The sequence below is a fragment of the Paenibacillus riograndensis SBR5 genome (assembly GCF_000981585.1).
Classification (GTDB): Bacteria; Bacillota; Bacilli; order Paenibacillales; family Paenibacillaceae; genus Paenibacillus_AQ; species Paenibacillus_AQ riograndensis.
Map to the genome: position 1 here is coordinate 1,162,168 of NZ_LN831776.1, position 18,760 is coordinate 1,180,927.

General features: G+C 52.2%; 18 protein-coding genes and 8 tRNA genes. 16 read left to right on the top strand and 10 right to left on the bottom strand.

The genetic code is table 11. The annotated features are described in order from the left end of the window. Positions 1-4: 4 nt before the first annotated feature. From PRIO_RS05025 to PRIO_RS05065, 9 genes are all read left to right on the top strand, one after another. A tRNA-Asp gene (locus tag PRIO_RS05025) sits at positions 5-82 on the top strand. A gap of 197 nt (positions 83-279) precedes the next feature. Further along, positions 280-354 (top strand) — tRNA-Gln (locus tag PRIO_RS05030). Between the two features lie 7 nt (positions 355-361). After that, positions 362-437, top strand: a tRNA-Lys gene (locus tag PRIO_RS05035). 16 nt (positions 438-453) lie between these two features. After that, a tRNA-Leu gene (locus PRIO_RS05040) sits at positions 454-537 on the top strand. A gap of 7 nt (positions 538-544) precedes the next feature. Further along, positions 545-619, top strand: a tRNA-Gly gene (locus PRIO_RS05045). Positions 620-629: 10 nt separating this feature from the next. After that, positions 630-706, top strand: a tRNA-Arg gene (locus PRIO_RS05050). 6 nt (positions 707-712) lie between these two features. Next, positions 713-786: transfer RNA gene (locus tag PRIO_RS05055), tRNA-Pro, on the top strand. Between the two features lie 12 nt (positions 787-798). Then, positions 799-869: transfer RNA gene (locus PRIO_RS05060), tRNA-Gly, on the top strand. Between the two features lie 419 nt (positions 870-1,288). Next, a complete protein-coding gene (locus PRIO_RS05065) occupies positions 1,289-2,242 on the top strand; it encodes a helix-turn-helix transcriptional regulator (protein ID WP_020426048.1) in 954 nt (317 codons plus the stop codon). A 145-nt stretch (positions 2,243-2,387) separates the two neighbouring features. Here the strand turns inward: PRIO_RS05065 and katA are convergent, their stop codons facing one another. Then, positions 2,388-3,848 carry a catalase KatA gene (gene katA / locus PRIO_RS05070; protein ID WP_020426047.1) on the bottom strand — a complete coding sequence of 487 codons (1,461 nt, stop codon included), beginning with the start codon at positions 3,846-3,848 and terminating at the stop codon, positions 2,388-2,390. 206 nt (positions 3,849-4,054) lie between these two features. On the opposite strand from katA, the gene PRIO_RS33705 reads away from it, so the two are divergent. Beyond that, positions 4,055-5,293 (top strand): GGDEF domain-containing protein, encoded by a 1,239-nt coding sequence (locus PRIO_RS33705; RefSeq protein WP_020426046.1) that lies wholly within the window; start codon positions 4,055-4,057, stop codon positions 5,291-5,293. 54 nt (positions 5,294-5,347) lie between these two features. Here PRIO_RS33705 and glgP read toward each other — a convergent pair whose 3' ends face one another. Continuing rightward, positions 5,348-6,964 (bottom strand): alpha-glucan family phosphorylase, encoded by a 1,617-nt coding sequence (gene glgP / locus PRIO_RS05080; protein ID WP_020426045.1) that lies wholly within the window; start codon positions 6,962-6,964, stop codon positions 5,348-5,350. Between the two features lie 223 nt (positions 6,965-7,187). Between glgP and PRIO_RS36580 the strand changes: the two genes are divergently transcribed. The 3 genes from PRIO_RS36580 (at position 7,188) to aroD (ending at position 9,255) form a co-directional block, all read left to right on the top strand. Next, complete coding sequence (locus PRIO_RS36580) at positions 7,188-7,301, top strand: stalk domain-containing protein (protein WP_231869818.1); 114 nt, start codon at positions 7,188-7,190, stop codon at positions 7,299-7,301. Between the two features lie 232 nt (positions 7,302-7,533). Further along, a complete protein-coding gene (gene rbsK / locus PRIO_RS05085) occupies positions 7,534-8,448 on the top strand; it encodes a ribokinase (RefSeq protein ID WP_231869928.1) in 915 nt (304 codons plus the stop codon). 42 nt (positions 8,449-8,490) lie between these two features. Continuing rightward, on the top strand, positions 8,491-9,255 hold the full coding sequence (aroD, locus tag PRIO_RS05090; RefSeq protein WP_020426043.1) for a type I 3-dehydroquinate dehydratase: 765 nt from the start codon (positions 8,491-8,493) through the stop codon (positions 9,253-9,255). A gap of 155 nt (positions 9,256-9,410) precedes the next feature. Here aroD and PRIO_RS05095 read toward each other — a convergent pair whose 3' ends face one another. Further along, the gene (locus PRIO_RS05095; protein ID WP_020426042.1) at positions 9,411-9,803 is read right to left on the bottom strand and encodes a carboxymuconolactone decarboxylase family protein; all 393 of its coding nucleotides are present in this window, start codon (positions 9,801-9,803) and stop codon (positions 9,411-9,413) included. Positions 9,804-9,904: 101 nt separating this feature from the next. Between PRIO_RS05095 and PRIO_RS36370 the strand changes: the two genes are divergently transcribed. Together PRIO_RS36370 and PRIO_RS05100 are read left to right on the top strand one after the other, a co-directional pair. After that, positions 9,905-10,018, top strand: a complete 114-nt coding sequence (locus tag PRIO_RS36370) for a MerR family DNA-binding transcriptional regulator (protein WP_197545389.1) — start codon at positions 9,905-9,907, stop codon at positions 10,016-10,018. A 27-nt stretch (positions 10,019-10,045) separates the two neighbouring features. Next, entirely contained in the window at positions 10,046-10,294 is a 249-nt protein-coding gene (locus PRIO_RS05100) for a MerR family DNA-binding protein (protein ID WP_020426041.1), read from the top strand. A 114-nt stretch (positions 10,295-10,408) separates the two neighbouring features. Here PRIO_RS05100 and PRIO_RS05105 read toward each other — a convergent pair whose 3' ends face one another. Beyond that, positions 10,409-11,176, bottom strand: a complete 768-nt coding sequence (locus tag PRIO_RS05105; protein WP_020426040.1) for a MerR family transcriptional regulator — start codon at positions 11,174-11,176, stop codon at positions 10,409-10,411. A gap of 246 nt (positions 11,177-11,422) precedes the next feature. After that, the gene (locus tag PRIO_RS05110; RefSeq protein WP_020426039.1) at positions 11,423-12,175 is read right to left on the bottom strand and encodes a 3'-5' exonuclease; all 753 of its coding nucleotides are present in this window, start codon (positions 12,173-12,175) and stop codon (positions 11,423-11,425) included. Between the two features lie 180 nt (positions 12,176-12,355). Between PRIO_RS05110 and PRIO_RS05115 the strand changes: the two genes are divergently transcribed. Beyond that, positions 12,356-12,721 (top strand): nuclear transport factor 2 family protein, encoded by a 366-nt coding sequence (locus PRIO_RS05115; protein ID WP_020426038.1) that lies wholly within the window; start codon positions 12,356-12,358, stop codon positions 12,719-12,721. A gap of 103 nt (positions 12,722-12,824) precedes the next feature. Here PRIO_RS05115 and PRIO_RS05120 read toward each other — a convergent pair whose 3' ends face one another. From PRIO_RS05120 to PRIO_RS05140, 5 genes are read right to left on the bottom strand one after another with little or no spacing between them, the layout of a single operon-like run. Beyond that, on the bottom strand, positions 12,825-13,562 hold the full coding sequence (locus PRIO_RS05120; protein ID WP_020426037.1) for a spermidine synthase: 738 nt from the start codon (positions 13,560-13,562) through the stop codon (positions 12,825-12,827). A 13-nt stretch (positions 13,563-13,575) separates the two neighbouring features. Beyond that, a complete protein-coding gene (locus PRIO_RS05125; protein WP_020426036.1) occupies positions 13,576-15,072 on the bottom strand; it encodes a response regulator transcription factor in 1,497 nt (498 codons plus the stop codon). A gap of 29 nt (positions 15,073-15,101) precedes the next feature. Then, complete coding sequence (locus PRIO_RS05130) at positions 15,102-16,919, bottom strand: sensor histidine kinase (RefSeq protein ID WP_046501318.1); 1,818 nt, start codon at positions 16,917-16,919, stop codon at positions 15,102-15,104. Between the two features lie 27 nt (positions 16,920-16,946). Next, positions 16,947-17,780, bottom strand: coding sequence for a carbohydrate ABC transporter permease (locus PRIO_RS05135; RefSeq protein WP_020426034.1), 834 nt, complete (start codon positions 17,778-17,780; stop codon positions 16,947-16,949). A 1-nt stretch (position 17,781) separates the two neighbouring features. Beyond that, on the bottom strand, positions 17,782-18,675 hold the full coding sequence (locus PRIO_RS05140) for a carbohydrate ABC transporter permease (RefSeq protein ID WP_020426033.1): 894 nt from the start codon (positions 18,673-18,675) through the stop codon (positions 17,782-17,784). Positions 18,676-18,760: the final 85 nt, after the last annotated feature.

Below are 18,760 nucleotides of genomic sequence, written 5' to 3' on the forward strand. Positions count from 1 at the left end.
ATTTGGAACCGTGGTGTAGTTGGCCTAACATGCCTGCCTGTCACGCAGGAGATCGCGGGTTCGAATCCCGTCGGTTCCGCCATCAAAATTTACTTCAGGGATGAGAATCCATTATAGGGTTCGTTGAAGCATCAGCTTCGTAAGGATTACATCGCAATCTCGTAACGAAGTGAAGAGTATCCCGTCGGTTCCGCCATCATAGTTTGCTTCAGGGATGAGAATCCATCAAAGGGTTCGTTGAAGCACGGACTTTTCCGTAGTTTTGCTAATTATTCATGTTGGGGATTAGCCAAGCGGTAAGGCAACGGACTTTGACTCCGTCATTCATAGGTTCGATTCCTATATCCCCAGCCATATATGAGAGCCATTAGCTCAGTTGGTAGAGCACCTGACTTTTAATCAGGGTGTCGAAGGTTCGAGTCCTTCATGGCTCACCATTTTTTTCTAAGGTGTGCGCGTGTGGCGGAATGGCAGACGCACCAGACTTAGGATCTGGCGTTTCACGACGTGGGGGTTCAAGTCCCTTCACGCGCACCATGTTTTTGCGGACGTGGCTCAGCGGTAGAGCATCGCCTTGCCAAGGCGAGGGTCGCGGGTTCGATTCCCGTCGTCCGCTCCATATAGATTTTGCGCCCTTAGCTCAGCTGGATAGAGCGTTTGACTACGAATCAAAAGGTCGGGAGTTCGAATCTCTCAGGGCGCGCCATTATTACGGGATGTAGCTCAGCTTGGTAGAGCACCTGGTTTGGGACCAGGGGGTCGCATGTTCAAATCGTGTCATCCCGATTTTACACCTGTGCGGGTGTAGTTCAATGGTAGAACTTCAGCCTTCCAAGCTGATAGCGTGGGTTCGATTCCCATCACCCGCTTAAATCTTAATAAAAGAATCCTTGCAGCGGGCAGGGGTTCTTTTTTTGTTGGATGGAAGTAAGCAAACGGAAGAGTAGTATCATGCGGGACCGCAGGCAAGCGAGGTGGAATTAGTCTACTTCAATAGCTTAAAAAGCTCCTCTGAATATGGAATAGTGGGAAAAAGTAGCACTGGCAGTGAAGCCGTATTGGTAGGAATTAAGTTTACTTTTTCCACTTGAGTTTTTGAGTTGCCTTGTTGAAAAGCCATAGCTGGTTTTTGCTATAGATGTCTATGCATATGTTTTTTCTTTTCATTTTATTGATGGTTTTCACTGTATTGTATTTTTGCTGGCGGTCAGGGAGCGGGGGGAACTGATATTATTATGGTGGCGAGTACAACGACCATGAATAACAGGAAATTAAGGAGCTTACAGTAATGACTGACAAAGTAATTCGAATCTTCAAGATTATTAACGCCATCCAGTCCAATCCCGGAATTACCGCCTCGGCTCTGGCCATCAGATGTGATGTGAACATTAGGACGGTCTACAGGGATTTGGAGATCATTAGCCATTTTGCACCTGTAACGAACGAGGGCAGGGGGACGGGCTATAAGTTTTTGGGAAAGTTTTTTCTCTACCCGCTGGATTTCTCCGAACAGGAAGCATTGGCCTTCTCTCTTTTACCCTCATTTCTGAATCAGGACAAAATCCCCCCAGGATTCCATACTGCGTATGACAAGGTCATGGGCACCCATCTGAAGGAAAAATCCAAACAGAACGGAATACTTGAAAATATTGCTGATATTATTCAAATGGGCAAACCTGCATACCGCAAAAAAAGCCGGAATTTCCTGCAGCCGATTATTGGTGCCATTCTGGAGCAGCGGAGTATCCGGGCCATCTATCATTCCCAATCCCGCAATGCGCTCACACAGCGCGAGATCGATCCGTATTACCTGATTCCGCGGGACCAGCGTTTTTATCTGATTGGGTACTGTCATCTGAAGCAGGCGATCCGCACTTTTCGCATCAGCCGTTTTCAGGAGGTGGAGGTGACTGACCGGAGCTTTGATAAAGGGAATTTTAATATAAAAAAATATCTGAAAAACACCTGGTCCATCGACCGCGGCAACAAAAACATCAAATTCAGGGTGCGGTTTCATCCCGAAATCGCCCGTTACATTAAAGAAGAGGAGCTGTTCGTTCATCCCTGGATGAGCGATGAGAATGATGGCAGCCTGTTGTTTGAAGTGACTGTCAATAATGAAAAGGAATTCACCAAGTGGATTCTGCAATATGGGCCGAACGCGGAAATTCTCGAACCGGCCTCGGCCAGAGAAGGGCTGAAAGTGCAGTTGGAGCAGTGGATGAGGCTTTATCAAAAGTGAGCAGCTCCGATTCGCATCATAGGCCGATATACATCTCAGATACGAACTTGCTGGAAAGCTAATTAATAGCGTAGAGTCTGTATTTCATACATAAATACCCCCCGGTCATCAGGCCGGGGGGTAATCGTGAACAGGTCTAAAAGAGTTACTCGCCCTGCTGTGGTACTGTCAGTCCCAGACCAGCGGCTACACGCTGGCCGAATTCAGGATCTGCTTTGTAGAAATGGCCGATCTGCCGGAGCTTGATCTCATCCTTCTCAACAGGTGTCATGGCACCAACGATATTGCGGACAAGGCGTGCACGTTCTTCTTCACTCAGCAGCCGGTAGAGATCACCGGGCTGGGTATAGTGATCGTCATGATCATAAGGAACACTGTCGGCTTTCCCCGAGACGTCAAAAGCTGCCGGCTTGTGCGCCGGGGACTCGGCCGCTCCGCCGAAGCTGTTCGGCTCGTAGTAAACGGAACCGCCGCCGTTGTTCCCGTGAATCATCGCGCCATCGCGCTGGTTATTGTTAACCTCAGCAACCGGCCGGTTAATAGGCAGCTGGTTGTGGTTGGCGCCTACGCGGTAGCGGTGGGCATCACCATAGGCGAAGAGGCGGCCCTGCAGCATTTTGTCGGGTGAAGCTTCTATTCCCGGTACGAAGGAGCCAGGAGAAAATGTAGCCTGCTCCACCTCCGCGAAGTAATTTTCCGGGTTGCGGTCCAATACCATGCGGCCTACTTCAATGAGCGGATAATCCTTCTGCGACCATACTTTGGTTACATCGAAGGGATCGAAACGGTACGTATCGGCATCTTCTACAGGCATAATCTGCACATACAGTCTCCAGGCAGGGAAATCGCCTTGATCGATCGCATTGAACAAATCCTCGGTGTGATAATCCGGGTTCTCCCCGGCAATTTGGGCGGCAAGCTTCACGTCGAGATTTTTAACACCCTGCTCTGTTTTAAAATGATATTTAACCCACACTGCCGCACCGTCGGCATTCACCCATTTGAAGGTGTGGCTCCCAAAGCCGTGCATGTGGCGGAGCGTGGCCGGTATGCCGCGGTCTGACATCAGAATCGTCACTTGATGCAGCGACTCTGGCGAAAGGGACCAGAAATCCCAGACGGCATTGGGGTTTTTGAGATGGGTCTGAGGGTGGCGTTTCTGGGTGTGAATAAAGTCCGGAAATTTAATCGCATCGCGGATAAAAAAGACAGGCGTATTATTGCCGACCAGATCATAATTGCCTTCTTCGGTATAAAATTTCACGGCAAAGCCGCGGGGATCGCGCACAGTATCGGCAGACCCCAGCTCCCCGGCTACTGTAGAGAAGCGAATGAACATCGGCGTGCGTTTGCCCACCTCCGACAAGAAGGCTGCTTTGGTATATTTGGATAAATCCTGAGTGACTTCAAAATAACCATGAGCCCCGGCGCCTTTGGCATGAACTACACGCTCCGGAACACGCTCCCGGTTGAAATGTGCCAGCTTTTCCAGCAAATGAACATCCTGCAGCAGTGTTGGTCCACGGGAACCGGCAGTCATGGAGTTCTGGTTGTCACCTACAGGTGCTCCCCAGCTTGTTGTAAGTTTGTTAGGGCTCTCGCTCATGAATAATTCCACCTCTTATTAGGATTTGATTTTAGAATAAGTATAAATACTATATTATCAAAAAAATTTGAAATATCAATACTTATTTAGAATTATTTTAAATAAGTCTGCAATAGCTTGATTTTTCTGTTGTGCTCAGGCTTAAGGATGAACGATAATAATTCTGTTGAAGTTTCGTGCAGCCCATGCGGCGAGGAGGAGACAACATGCTGGACCGACTGATCAGACTGCCGTTCACGCTGACAGAGGAGGAACGCAGAGAACTGCGCATGCTTACGTTAAGCGAAAATATTTCCAGGGGTAAGCTGTTTGCCAGAATCATCATAGGCATTGAATCGGCTTTGGCAGTAACTGATCTGGCAGCATCCATTGCCAAGCTTCATGACAGCTTTCACTTCAGCTTTTACTTTATGATGTATGTTTTGATGATTGGACTGAATGTGGCTTTTTTGCTTGCAGCCACCGCCTATGAAAGAGATGCCAAGCTGATGGAGGGCAGCTACCGGTTGTATGAGAAGCTGTTCACCGTATATGCGTATACATTTGTGATCTGGGGTACAGCCGTCACATTGTCGGACCAGCGGCTTTACGGGGCTGTTATGGCTTTTGTTATTAACCTGGTGGGGATTTCGGTCATTTTTTATTTCAATAACAAGATGGTGCTGCGGCTGTATGCAGTCTCAGGAGGGCTGTTATATATCGGGCTTCCTTTTTTTCAGTCGTCTTCGGATGTGCTGGTTGGCCACTATATCAATCTGACGGTGTTCCTTTTTTTTACCTGGATGGCGTCAAGAATTTTGTATGTGAACTTCTGCAGCAATTATTACAACCGGATTCTGCTGGGAGCCAGCCACCGGAAGCTGGAGGAGCAAATTATCCGTAATGAAAAAGTACATCTGGAGCTGGCCCGGGCAAACGGGGAGCTGCAGAGGTTATCGCTTACCGATGCGCTGACGGAAATTCCAAACCGCCGGGCCTTTGATCAACAAATGCAGCGATTGTTAAGCCAAAATGAAGAACCTGGCAGTCTGGTTGCCATTCTCATGATAGATATCGATTATTTCAAGCCGTTCAACGACAACTATGGACATGCTGAAGGGGACAGGATCCTCAAAGAAGTGGCACAGGCGATTCAAGCGGAAATGAAGGGGGAAGGACAGTTTGCCGCCCGGCTGGGAGGCGAGGAGTTTGTGGCTGCAGCGTTTGATACCGGAGTGGACGGGGCAATGGAGCTTAGTGAAAGAATCCGTGCGCGCGTTCAGCAGTTGGCGGTTCCTCATGAGTATTCCGAGGTTAGCGTCCACCTTACGGTCAGCATTGGCGCAGCCGCAGGCGAAGCTGCAAATCCGGAGGAGATTGCGCAGCTTATGGAACACGCCGATAAGGGGTTGTATTTGGCCAAAACCGGCGGACGCAACAGAGTATCCGGCGCCAGCAGTACATAAAAAGAAGCCCCGCCCGCAGCCATAGAAGCTGCAGGCGGGACTTCGGCTAACAGGTTAACCTTTGATGTACATCCGGTTGTAGTATTCTTCCAGCATCCGTTTGCTCGCGAACTCGGTACGGGTGGTTTCGATGCTTTTGTGCATCATTTGTACCCATTTATCCTTATCCTTGTAGAAGGTTGGGAGTACGCGTTTCAGAAGGGTGTCGTACAAGGCATCGCTGTCGTGCTTATCCAGGACCGCAAAGTCTGTAGTCTCGAAGCCGTCGCCGATCTGCCAGCCGTTCTCACCGTCGATGCAGGCTTCCGGCCACCAGCCGTCGAGGATGGAGCAGTTCAACACGCCGTTCATGGCAGCCTTCATGCCGGAGGTTCCGCTGGCTTCCAGCGGACGGCGCGGATTGTTGAGCCAGATATCAGAGCCGCGTGTCAGCATGGCACCAATCGTCATATCGTAATTCTCAAGGAAGACAACGCTCTTCGGATATTTTTTCATCATCGCCACGAGGTTGCTGACGATTTTTTTACCGGTGTCATCCAGCGGATGGGCTTTGCCGGAGAAGACGATTTGAATGCGTCCGCTCTCCAGATAAGGCTCGATAATCTCCGGCTGGGAGAAAATCAGATCGCTGCGTTTGTAAGGTGCAGCCCGCCGGGAGAAGCCGATGAGCAGATTGTCCGCATTCAGCGAGATGCCCGAGCGTTCTTCAATGAAGCTGATCAGCTCGCCTTTGATTTCCTTGTGAGTGGCCCACAGGTCGCCGCCTTCCTCAAAAGCGCGGGTCATCCGTTCATCCACCCAGGTTGGGGTATGAATGGCATTGGTGATGCCGATGATCTCCGATCTGCCGGCGACTTCCTTCCACATTTTATTTGCAGTATCGGCATGGAGCTGGGCTACTGCATTGGAAATACGCGACAGGCGCAGACCGGCCACCGTCATATTGAACGGATCGCCGCCGATCCGCTCCATTTGGTCACGGGTCAAGCCGTTAAAAGCGCCCATATACTCCAAACGGTCCAGCGGGTGCGTCTCATTGCCTTCCTTGATCGGTGTATGTGTAGTGAACACAACCTCTTCCCGGGTAGCTTTCCAGGCTTCTTCAAAGGAGCTGCCGCCGGACATCTTTTCCCGGATCAGCTCGATGGCTGCCAGTGCCGCATGCCCTTCGTTGAAGTGGTAGACGTCGATCGGAATCTGCAGCGCACGCATGGCTTTGACTCCGCCAATCCCAAGTACAATCTCCTGTGCAATCCGCTCTTCCCCAAACCAGCCATACAGCTGGCCTGTAATCCAGGCATCGCCATTCTCGGGAATATCCGTATCGAGCAAATACAGGGGACTATTGCCGAAATGGTCGGTTTTCCATACTTTACAGACTACATCAATCTTGCGGACCTTAACGGTCACCTTCACTCCAGTATCTTCAAGGAAATCATAGACATTGTTGTGATAGGAGTCGTAAGGTTTGCCGCTTGCATCGATCTTCTGGTCCGTATAACCCTGCTTCCATTTGAGGCCGATGGGGATGATCGGAGCCTGTATATCCCTGGCTCCCTTGATATAGTCTCCGGCCAGGATGCCCAGGCCACCGGCGTACATTTTGAAGTCGGAATGCAGTCCGTACTCCATGCTGAAATAAGCTACTGACGGTAATTGCTTTTCGTTCACTTGATAAGCCTCCTAAATAATAATTAGAATGAAATCTGGCATAACTGCAGGCTTGATCTAAGGTGCAAACGTTTGCTCAAATGACTAAAAAAACTTTTGTGGAATCGATTGCACACCTATTTTAGCACATTTCCAGAAAAATGCATATCGAACTTTGTAAACCGGATAATCTGCTAATGAAAAGTAATTCATAAGGCATGGAGGCTTTTGTGAATAGATCCCCTTGGCTAGTGCTGGAGTAGCGTTGCAATTTCAGGCCCGTTTTGTCAGTGAAGCCTTAAAAGCTACTGTAAAATGGGAGCCGGAATCCCAATCCGTAGTCATCTACGAAGAGTAGGCTTTGCGCAGCCCCGGGTAATGCAGTAATTCTTTTGCAGGCGCTGAACAGCTATACGTTCAGGAGAAGACACGGCATTTTTTGCCGTGTCTTTTAAGTATGTGAGGATGCACTGGTCCATAAGAACAGCAGACAGTTTCTGTCCGTTCAAGCGGAATGGGGTTTGATAAACCTTAGTAATCCCGAGTAAGATAGAGAGTAACAAGTCAGGGTGGTGAAAAGATTGAGCATAGTGATAATCGGAAGTCTAAATATGGATATGGTGGTGCGCACAAGCCGGGCTCCGAATGCCGGTGAGACATTGTTCGGACAGGGCTTCGCTCTGTCTCCGGGCGGAAAAGGCGCGAATCAGGCGGCAGCCGCAGCCCGTCTCGGCGCAGATGTGCAGATGATCGGCAGAGTGGGCAGGGATACCTTCGGCAGCGAACTGCTGGAAGTGATGCGCAAGGAGCAAATCAATACCGAGCATATAGGGCAAAGTGAAACGCAGACTACAGGGGTCGCCTCTATTGTGGTGGACGGAGAAGGGGAGAACCGGATTATCGTTGTGCCTGGTGCGAATATCGAGATGGGACCAGCGGATATCGCAGCACTGGAGCCGGTCATCAGCCAGGCGGAAATTGTGGTTATGCAGCTGGAGACGGATCTTGCGATGTGTGCACATGCTGCCGCTGTCGCACATAGACATGGAATTCCTGTGATCCTGAACCCGGCCCCGGCCAGAGAGCTTGACGATGAATTTCTGCAGCATGTAACCTATCTGACTCCCAATGAGACGGAGGCGGGTATCCTGGCGGGAATAGCCGTGAACAGCGTTGCTGAGGCAGAGCAGGCGGCGCATATATTATTGCAAAAAGGGGTGCAGAACGTCATTGTGACCCTCGGCTCCAAAGGGGCGCTGATTGTGAATAAGGGAGGCACCCTGCATATTCCCGGGTTTCCGGTGCAAGCCGTGGATACGGTAGCTGCCGGCGATTCTTTTAACGGAGCCTTGGCCTGGCAGCTTACCCAAGGCAAAACACTGGCCGAAGCAGCCAGATTTGCTAATGCGGTCGGTGCGCTGGCGGTAGGCAAGCAGGGGGCGATTCCTTCGCTGCCGTATCTGCCGGAGGTTGAGCAGTTTCTGCAGGACGCTGCTGGACGGTAAAATGAGCTTGGCTATAAGCTGATACATAAGGAGCTGAAGGAAATGAGCGGCACAGTAACGGTTAAAAATGTAACCCTCGGGGAGGGGATTCCCAAAATCTGCGTTTCGCTGATCAGTGCTGCGATGGCGGAGCTGGTGGCAGAGGCCCAAGCGCTGAAGGAGCTGGCACCGGATCTGGTGGAATGGCGGAGCGACTTTTTTGCCGAGGTGGAGGATCTTGCGGCAGTCCGGAAAACGCTCGCTGAGATTTCCTCCGTCCTGCCGGACACTCCGCTGATCTTCACGTTCCGCAGCGCCAGGGAAGGCGGCGAGCGGGAGATCACCACGGAATATTATATCCGGCTGAACCAGGCGGCCGCAGAAAGCGGCTATGTGGATATTATCGATGTGGAGCTGTTCAATGAGGAGAACGTGGTCCGCGAGCTGGTTGCCGCTGCCCATGCCTGCGGGGTATTCGTGATCGTCTCGAATCACGATTTCCACGGAACGCCGTCCCAGGAGGAGATTGTCTCCCGGCTGCGCCAGGCGCAGGCCCTTGGCGGGGATCTGCCGAAGATTGCTGTGATGCCGCAGCAGGCGGGCGATGTGCTGACCCTGCTGGCTGCGACAAATACGATGCGGGAGCAATATGCGGACCGCCCGATCATTACGATGTCTATGGCAGGGGAAGGTGTAATCAGCCGTCTGGCCGGAGAAATTTTCGGCTCGGCGCTGACGTTTGGCGCGGCACACAAGCCTTCGGCCCCGGGCCAGGTCGCTGTAGCCGAGCTGCGGAGGGTGCTGGAGCTGCTGCACCGCAGTCTATAGCATTTGAGGGGGTTCGGGCTCGCAGGAGAATTGAGCACCCCGAGAGAGCTGCTCCTTGCCTATGTCCCGGTAGCCTTGGCTTAAGGGGCAGCTCTTTTTTGCAGGGGCGGGATACATGCAGCAGGCACCGGCTTCCCGGCTAAGCCTCCTGAGGATCAATGTTGGGGTACCGCCAGCCCCCGTTCTTCGAAAACCTCCTTGGCTACAAAGGTGGCGTTGAGCACCCGCGGAAAACCGGCGTAAGGCGTGCAGTGCAGGAGCGCTTCGACAATCTCTTTGGGTGAAAGCCCCACGTTAAGCGCAGCATTGATGTGCACGGTGAGTTGAGGTTCGCAGCCGCCAAGTGCGGTAAGCGCGGAAATGGTGATGAGTTGACGCTGCTTCAAGTCCAGCCCTTCACGGGAATAAATGTCGCCAAAAGCAAATTCAATCACAAATTGGCCCAAATCGGGAGAGATGTCCCGCAGCGACTCAATCACCTTTGCCCCGCCGGTGCCATCCACCTCCATTAACTTTTTCCAACCGCGTTCATAACGTTCTGTAGTCATAAGAAAACCTCCATTGAATATGAATTTCGTACCCTATGACCAGATTACAGCTTAGAGCGCGCTCTAATGCAAGCCGTGATTGGGTGTGATATGATTTCAGCATGGATAACTTACTGTCAATTCAAGAAATGTCCCGTCTGACGGGATTGTCTGCACATACGCTGCGGTATTATGAGAAGGTAGGCATGCTGGAGGGCGTGGCGCGGAATGAGTAGGGTTACCGTGCTTATTCGGAGGCGGATGTGGCTTGGGTACAATTCCTGGTCGTTCTGCGGGAACTGGACATCCCGATCCGGGAAATGAAACGTTACTCCGATCTGCGCGGCCAGGGGCCATCTACCGTCCATGAGCGGAGGTTGATGCTGGAAGCCCACCGGAGCAGGGTGGAGGCGCAGATGCGGAAGCTCAGCGGGAATCTGGAGAAGATTGCCGGGAAGATTAAGTATTACAAAGAAATGGAGGAAGAATGGGTTATAAAAACTAATTCCTAGCAGCGGTTGAGCACAAGTGCGAAGCAGCGATTCTCCAATGACAGAGAACCGCTGCTTCGCAGAATCATCCACTTATAGATCCAGCCCTATGTTTAGACCAGCCCAGGAATAAGCCTAATCCTGCTCCGTTCCGGCATATACATGCACGGCGTCTCTCAGAAACTTAGCTGTGCCCGGGCGGGTTTTGTCGTAGTAGGCGGTGAACCGCTCGTCATCGACATACATTTGCGCCACTCCGGCATGCGCTTCCTTGGAGTAGGTATCCCAGTGGAAGGTCAGCCACTGGCGGTGCAGGTCGGCGGCTTTTTGGGCCAGCACACTTGCCGGATCGCCATCCTCCATCGCCTGCTCCAGCACACTGAACATCTCCGCCTCAACCTGCTGAATGGCGGCATGCTGCTCTTCCGTCATATTTTTCAGCCTGCGGTTGGATTTCTCCACGGCCTTCTCGCCATATTTCTCACGGATTTCCTGTCCATACTTCTGCTCATTATCGTCAATCAGCTTTTGCTTAAAGCCTGCGAATTTTTCTTCATTGCTCATGGTTATTCTCCCTTCGGCCTGGGCCAGTGTTTTTTCGACGTTCAAGATCAGCATCTCCAATTGTTGTTTCCGCTGAAGCAGCTTCTCATGATGTTCGCGCAAGGCCCGGGCTCCGTCAAAGGACGGCGCGGTGACAAGCTCCTTGATCCCTTCAAGGCTTAAGCCCAGCTCCCGGTAAAAGAGGATCTGCTGCAGCCGGTCCACCTCGGCCTGCCCATAGATACGGTATCCCGAGGAGTTGATTCTGGCCGGCCTCAGAATGCCAATCTCATCGTAATACCGCAGGGTTCGTGTGCTGACTCCCGCAAGTGCCCCCAGCTTCTGCACGGTATATTCCATAGTCTTGTCAGCCTCCGTCTCTTTCTTCAGCGTGTGTTCGTGGATAGCTTCTCATCAACGTTGTGGCAAGCAGCTGCTTACAAAATCACTGTACACCTTTACGTAACGGCAATGTCAAACCTTAATTTTCGGCAAATAGAAATGGCGTGGACATACAAATCCTGATATTTGAAGCAGACAGCGGCACCCCCCCTAGTATGCCCACTAAGGAAACTGCCGCTGTCCAGTTACGGGTATGGAGTTGTGTTATTTCTTACCGAGCTGTGCCGCAAAATAGGCCTGGAGTTCCGCCAGCTTCCGGGGATCGGCCAAAGCGTCTTCTCCCGGAAAATAGTGCTCGGCCACCAGCTCCCAGGTGGGTACGATCTTTTGCGCCTTCATGGCTTTGATTGCGATCTTGACGGTTTTGCGTTCTCTGGCATTGGAGAAGGTGTCCACATAGTGCTGGGAACGCTCAAAGTCGAGATCGGGGAAGACGGCGCGGAATATATCCGCAGTCATCTTGGCATCGTCCAGTGCGCGGTGCGCGGAGCCGGAAGGCTCCAGTCCGAGCAGGGCCATTGCTCCTTCGACGCTGATATCGTTAGTGAGGCCGCGGGCGCGCAGCACGCCTTTGAGCAGATCGAAATAGGTGGCGGCCAGCCAGTAGGCATCGTCCATTTTATGCATGCGCACATCCTGAATGATCCGTTTCATATCCTCGCCGCCCCAAGTCAGGAGCAGCACGCCGTCCACGCTCTGATCCAGCCAGGCCCGGAAGGCGGTAATCACCTTGGGGAACCGGTCGGCAACGTCGATATCCTCTTGGGGGATGCCGGTTTTTTTCTTAATAAATGAATTGAGGGTGGAGAAGTATATGGGCCTGATCAAAGCCGAGAATTCATCCTTATATTGCAGTGAAGCATCTAACCGGACGGCTCCAATCTCAATGACCTCCATAGGATGCTCACTGGCAAATTTGCGGCCGTTGAATTCGATGTCCAGAATAATATAATCCACAGGTAATGCCTCCGTTTCAGTGACTGGCGCTAGGATTGCCTTAAAATGCGCCGACTATTCTATTTTAGCAAAAAAAACGGATGAATGGGGGATTTGGGGGAAACCAGCGGTGGTCCGCAGGGGAAAAGGGACTGAGATGTCGAATAGTCAGATAAGACGGAGATTGGAAGGGAAGGAACCATGATGAATGTAGCTTCACTGAGTAAGCATATCTGCGGGCTGGAGGAGAAGCTGCTGACCCCGGAGGTACGCACATCTCCACAGCAGCTTGGGCTGCTGCTTGCGGATGAATTTGTGGAGTATGGCAGCTCCGGCAGGGTGTGGCACAAGAAGGATCTGATGGGTGAAGAGGGGGCGGGGATGGTGGAGCTGACACTAAGTGAGTTTGCGCTCCATCCATTGTCCGAAGATGCTGTGCTGGCGACCTACAAGACCTTGAATGCCAAGAACGGGGGATATACCTTGCGCAGCTCCATTTGGAGGTGCAGGGATGGGCTGTGGCAGATGTTGTTCCATCAAGGGACACCGGCGGCCGTGCAGGAATGATGAGGATCGTTATGTACGGAAAGCCAAAAGAATCAAATAAGCACGCTGGAGTCCGGAACAATGCGGCGAGGCAGGCTGGGGCTGGTAATCATGTAATGATGCCTTAGTCCCGGATCACATGGCCTTGTCCCAGCGTGATTTCTACAAATCCGGCCATCTGCCGGGCTTGGTAGCGGATCGGCCGGCCGCTGCCCATGATAATGATGTTGCGGATATCGGCTGTGCCTTCCGAAGGGAGGGCGAAAGCCTTGATGTAGGGGAACGCTTCGCTAAGGGTCGTGTGGATGGCACCCATCAGCCGGTCCTTTTCGCTGCGGCCCATCAGGTTCATGATGATGGAGCCGCGGCTGTTCAGCCTGGAACGGGCCAGGGCGAAGAAGCCGCTGGAGATCAGATGCCGGGGCGTGCCGTCAGCGGTGAAGGCATCCAGCAGGATGTAGTCATAGCAGTGTTCCGGCTCACCCTCAAGAATGGAGCGCCCGTCTCCGACGATGACATTATCCTGGCTGTAGCCAAAATGCTGCCTGCTCAGCTCCACAACCTCCGCACTCACCTCGGCTATCTTAAACCGCTTCTCTGCAAAGTAACCGGCAATGGTCCCAATTCCGTGTCCAATCACAAAGACATCCTCGAAAAAGGGCTCGCCCGCCTCCATTAAATGGATCATCGCCCGCGGGTATTCGAAGACCACCCGCCGGGGGTGGTCCAGATCAAGGGCGCCCTGAATGGCGTCCCCGGAAAACTGCAGCACACGGAATCTGCCTGTCTCGCCATATAATTCTGTCGTATCGTAAACCTGGATTCCGTGCTGCTCATCCGATAGGTGTAACCATGGTTTCAAGAGATCAGTCTCCTTAAACAAGTGAGATGCGTTTATATTCGTTCGGCGTGACGCCGACGATTTTTTTGAACAGCTTGTTGAAATAGGCGGGATCGGGGTAGCCGACTTCGGCCCCGACCTCGTGGATTTTCAGATCGGGAGCATTTTTCAGCAGTTGCTTGGCTTTCCGGATGCGGATCTCAATCACATAATCGGTCAGGGTCAGCCCGGTCTCCTGCTTGAACAGCTTGCTCAGATAGCTTGGCGTCAAAAACACCATGCCTGCCAGCATGTTCAGATCGGCATGCTGGTTGTAGTTGGCCGATACCCAGCGCTTCACGGTTTCGACGGCGGTTCCGGACAGCTCCAGGCGGTGGGAGCGGATGCCGCCCAGCGCCGCTGAGAAGCTGGAGATGAAGGCCTGCTCGATCTCTCGGAAGCTCATGCTGGACCCGATCTTTTCCTCCAGCGGAGGCTCCCCGTTCACGCGGTACACCGCTTCGAATTCCTGAAGCTCCTTACGGGCTGTGTCCTCAACCTCGCGGCAAGCCCGCAGAATGTGTTCGGGACAAGCGCGCTGTGATTCCAGCCCGGAGAACAAGGAATGGATGCGTTCCAGCACCCCCGGCACATTCAGAATCTGCAGATCATGGATCAGCGGCTCGCGCAGTGCCGGGAAAGGATCGCTCAGGCACACTTCCGCAGCCGCAAGCTCTTGAGCAGTAATATAATGCACCCGCTGCGGATTGTAAATCCCCGCATCACAGGCCCGCTTGGCTTCCAGGTAGGACGCTCTAAGCTTGGACGGATCGCTGCAGGAGCCGCTGACCCCCGCATGGAGCCGCTGTCCGCCGCTTGCCGCGCGGATATGCCCGCCGATACTACTCAATTCTTCAGCGGTTAAAGGATCAGCAGAATACCAAATCCATACGCACAGCCCCTTGCGTATTTCCAGAGAGTCCATCAATAACTCCTTCTCTTGCCGCAGACTGTCTGAGCGGGCGCAGACGGTATCCCGGGAGCTTCCCTTGAGCACAAATACGGAGAAGTAAGGCTGGGGCAAAATAAGGCTGCTTAGCAGGACTGCAGACGGCTGCTCGACATGCAGCAGCGAGAGAAGCAGTCCGGAACGATGGCGTTCTTCCTTTTCCCGCAGCTTCTTCCGTTCTTCGTCCAGACGGTAGAGCACTTCAAAGAGCTGCTCCTTGTTGATTGGCTTCAATAAATAGTCCACTGCGGAGCTGCGGATCGCTTCCCGGGCATAATTAAATTCTACGAAACCGCTCATCAGCAGGGTGCTGATATGGGGGTATCCGGCTTTGAGCTGCTTAATCAGCTCCAGGCCGTCGACCTGCGGCATCCGGATGTCTGTAATGACCACATCAATCTGAAGGGAGGGCAGGGCGTCCAGCAGCTGCTTGCCGCCGGCATACGTTCCGGTGACAAGAAATCTTCGGCTCTCCTTGCTGATCATCCGGGCCAGGCCTTCGCGAATCAGAATCTCATCATCTACAATCACTATACGCAGCAATCCGGATATCCTCCTTAGACAACTAAATTTTATTCCTCCCGGAGATGGCCGGAGAGGTCTTCAATCCTCAAGGTGACACGGGTGCCCTTTCCAATCTCGCTGCTCACGCTAAGTCCACACGAAGGCCCGTAATGCAGGCGGATCCGTTCGTTCACATTCCGCAGCCCGATGCCGAACATCTCGCCGTCTGCTCCGTTCCTCAGGCTGCCGTTCAAGGCACGCAGGGTATTCTCATCCATACCCACACCGTCATCTTCTATGCAAAATACCGCTTTGCCGTCTTCTTCCCAGCCGCTGATGCTCAGTGTGCCGGGCCCCTCCTTCGGTTCCAGACCGTGGAAGACCGCGTTCTCGACAATCGGCTGAAGAACCAGCTTAATGACGGGAAGCGGGAGAAAAGCCTCCGGCACGGCAATATTCAGTATGAATTTGTCCGGGAAGCGGATCTGGAGCAGATGCAGATAATTCCGCACATGGTCCAGCTCATGGCGGATCGTGACCATCTCTTCACTGCGGACAATGCCGTAGCGCATCTGTAATCCCAGAAGATAGGTCAGCTCTGCTACACGGGGGTCCTCGCTGCTCTCCGCCAGCATGCGGATGGATTCCAGTGTGTTATAAATGAAATGCGGGTTAATCTGATTTTGCAGTGCCCGCATATCGGCTTTCTGTTTTCTTTTCTCCGTAAGGGAGACCTCCTGCAGCAAATCCTTGACCCGGATGATCATCCGGTTGAAGTGGCTGCCAAGCATGCCGATTTCATCGTTGTATTTGGGGTGCAGCCAGACGTCGAGATTGCCGTGCTGAACCTGCTTCATCAGCCGGACCATTGATTTCAGGGGCTTGGTCAGCGCATGAGAGATAATGGTGGCGACGAACAGGGCAAACGCAATAATCACGAGCGTCGTCAGAATCAGGGTGTTGCGGTTTTTTTCCATCGGCGAGAGGATGCTGGAGAGCGGAATCGTGACCAGGGTTGTCCAGCCGGTCTGCTTCGATACAGTGTATACTGCCAGATAGGATACCCCATCCAGCCTGATCTGAAAATGTCCCTGATCCAGCTTCACTTTATCCAGCAGCAGCTGTCTGGTGAGCGCCTGTTCCTCCGGGGTCTCCCCCGCTTTGCCCTCACCGGCGTACATGAGATTCCCCTGATCGTCCACCACCAGTGTATTGCCTTGGGTCACGGCATTTACCGGCTCCAAAATCCCCTTGAACAGGCTAATGTCAACATCGAAGACAAGAATCCCGATTTTTTTCAAAGTGCTTACAGAACTAATGGTGCGCAGAACGCTGAATACTTCCCGCTGTGCGGATGAATTTACCCGGATGCTGTGTCTGCCCTGAATGACAGGGGCGGTTCCTCCGGCTTCGCTGAGGCTTTTCCATGTGGACAGCCGTTCTGCCGGAAAAATCTCATTAATGCCTACAGCCGTATCGTAAAAAACAGAATCATACTGGTCTGCCATATAGACGGCCAGTATTTCGCTTTTCATGTGCTTCAGATAGCTGAGGAACATCGACATCCCGGTATTCTTTTCCCAATCGGTGTTCTTCTGCGTCAGATAGAGCTGCACATCGGTATTATACAGCGGCAGGGAAGTATACCGTTTCAGATCGGCCACATAGCGGTCAATGGTATCGGAAGCGTTGGAGGTCATTTGACCCGCCCGCTCGGTGGCATTTACCAGAACGGAGTTGAACATGGAGCGGGAGGACAGATAGCTGACATAGGTGATGGGCATAGAAATCAGAAATACAAACACAACAATCAGCTTCCGCTCCATTGGCAGGTTAGCCAGGAACAGCCACATTTTGCGAAAAGTCCTCAGGATCGTAGACACCACGTTGTTATTCCTCTCCGCACATCCCCTTTATTTGACCGCCCCGCTGGTTACACCTTCAAAGATATAACGCTGCAGGAAAAAGTACAGAACCACTGTCGGCAGCAGAATCAGCAGGATCGCAGCGCAGATGAGATTCCATTCGCCCGAGTTGACCCCCTGAAAGCGCATCAAGACGGTGGTGACCACGCCAAGGCTCTGTTTGGGCATATACAGATAAGGGATGTACATGTCATTGTAAATGCTGATCGTCTTCAGAATTACCAGCGTAGCTGTCGCCGGGGTCAGGAGCGGGAAGATGATCGAACGGTAGATTTTGAACAGGGAAGCGCCCTCAACCATGGCACTCTCATCTAGATCCACAGGAATGTTGCGGATAAACTGCAGATAAAGAATAATCTGAATCACGTCTGCACCGATGTAGAGTACGATAGGGGCGCCAAGCGTGTTGTAGAGGCCCATATTTTTAATGATCCCAAAGGTGGCAACTTGAGTAGTGATGCTGGGAATAATGGTGGCGACCAGATAAGCGCCGAATACCACAGGTTTCATTTTAAAAGAGAAGCGGCCAAGCACATATGCAACCATTGTCCCAAACAGAATGTTCAGGGTCAATGTAATTATGATGATGACGAGGACATTGCCGAATCCGCTGAGGAGCCCCCCGCGCTGGAAGACGGCGACAAAGTTGTCGAAGTTCAGGAAGCTTTTGGGCAGTGCCATCGAGCTGCTGGAGTTGAACTCATCCGTAGATTTGAAGGCATTGACCACAACCACATATGGCGGAAAGAGGACGACAAAGACTCCGATCAGAAGTGAAAAGTATTTGATGAAATCAACAAAACGGAATTTGGTGTGTGTCATGTTACTTGTCTCCTCCCCGGCTAAGAACTAGCTGCTGCACCAGCAGTACAATAACGACAAAGAACAGCAGAATGATGCTCATCGCCGAAGCCAGCCCGTAATTGTTAAAAGCGAATGCCGTATCGACTACGCGCTGTACATAGGTCTGGCTCGCGCCCGCAGGTCCGCCTTTGGTGAGCACGAACGGCAAATCGAAGACTTCCAGCGCACCGGTAACCGTGAGGAAGAGATTCAATTGGATAACCGCCTTCATATTCGGCAGCGTAACTCTCCACAGGGTCTGAAAAGAGCCGGCACCGTCGATCTTGGCCGCTTCATAAATATCCCGCGGAATAGCCTGCAGGGAGGCGATATAGATGACCATGTTATAGCCCATGAAACGCCAGAAGCCGGTGGAGGCCAGAGAATAGTTGACGAGGCCTTCGGTTCCAAGCCAGCTGGTCTGGGCCAGAGACGAAAGTCCAATATTGTTGAGGAAGAGATTCAGGGAACCGTTGGTGGTATCAAACACATAACCGAACATAAATGCAACCGCTACACCGTTCATAATGTAGGGCAGGAAAAGCATGATCCGGAACCCGTTGCGGCCCCGCAGCTTGCTGTTCAGCACTACAGCGAAATAGATCGCTACGATGTTCTGGACAAGCCCCATTACAAAATAGGCAAAGTTATGGGTAAACACCTTGAAGATATCGGGATTGCTGAACACCTCGCGGTAATTGGCCAGCCCCACCCAAGGCTTCTCCGGGCTGTAGCCGTCCCAGTCGGTGAAGCTGTAATAGATCAGCTTAATAGCCGGGTAGTATGTGAATGTAGCCAGCAGTGCCAACGGAATAAGCAGGAAGGACACTATGATAATAGTCTTCTGTTTGTTATAGGATAACGTTCCGAACATCGCTTTACCTTCTTTCCTTTATAGCGCTCTGTTATTGACGGCAAAATGGATTATCCGTAAAGGCGATAATCCATTTTGCGCCATG

Coding starts and splice junctions, on each gene's coding strand:
- PRIO_RS05065 (WP_020426048.1), top strand. CDS start 1,289: ATGACTGACAAAGTAATTCGAATCTTCAAGATTATTAACGCCATCCAG.
- katA (WP_020426047.1), bottom strand. CDS start 3,848: ATGAGCGAGAGCCCTAACAAACTTACAACAAGCTGGGGAGCACCTGTA.
- PRIO_RS33705 (WP_020426046.1), top strand. CDS start 4,055: ATGCTGGACCGACTGATCAGACTGCCGTTCACGCTGACAGAGGAGGAA.
- aroD (WP_020426043.1), top strand. CDS start 8,491: ATGAGCGGCACAGTAACGGTTAAAAATGTAACCCTCGGGGAGGGGATT.
- PRIO_RS05095 (WP_020426042.1), bottom strand. CDS start 9,803: ATGACTACAGAACGTTATGAACGCGGTTGGAAAAAGTTAATGGAGGTG.
- PRIO_RS36370 (WP_197545389.1), top strand. CDS start 9,905: ATGGATAACTTACTGTCAATTCAAGAAATGTCCCGTCTGACGGGATTG.
- PRIO_RS05105 (WP_020426040.1), bottom strand. CDS start 11,176: ATGGAATATACCGTGCAGAAGCTGGGGGCACTTGCGGGAGTCAGCACA.
- PRIO_RS05115 (WP_020426038.1), top strand. CDS start 12,356: ATGATGAATGTAGCTTCACTGAGTAAGCATATCTGCGGGCTGGAGGAG.
- PRIO_RS05135 (WP_020426034.1), bottom strand. CDS start 17,780: ATGACACACACCAAATTCCGTTTTGTTGATTTCATCAAATACTTTTCA.
- PRIO_RS05140 (WP_020426033.1), bottom strand. CDS start 18,675: ATGTTCGGAACGTTATCCTATAACAAACAGAAGACTATTATCATAGTG.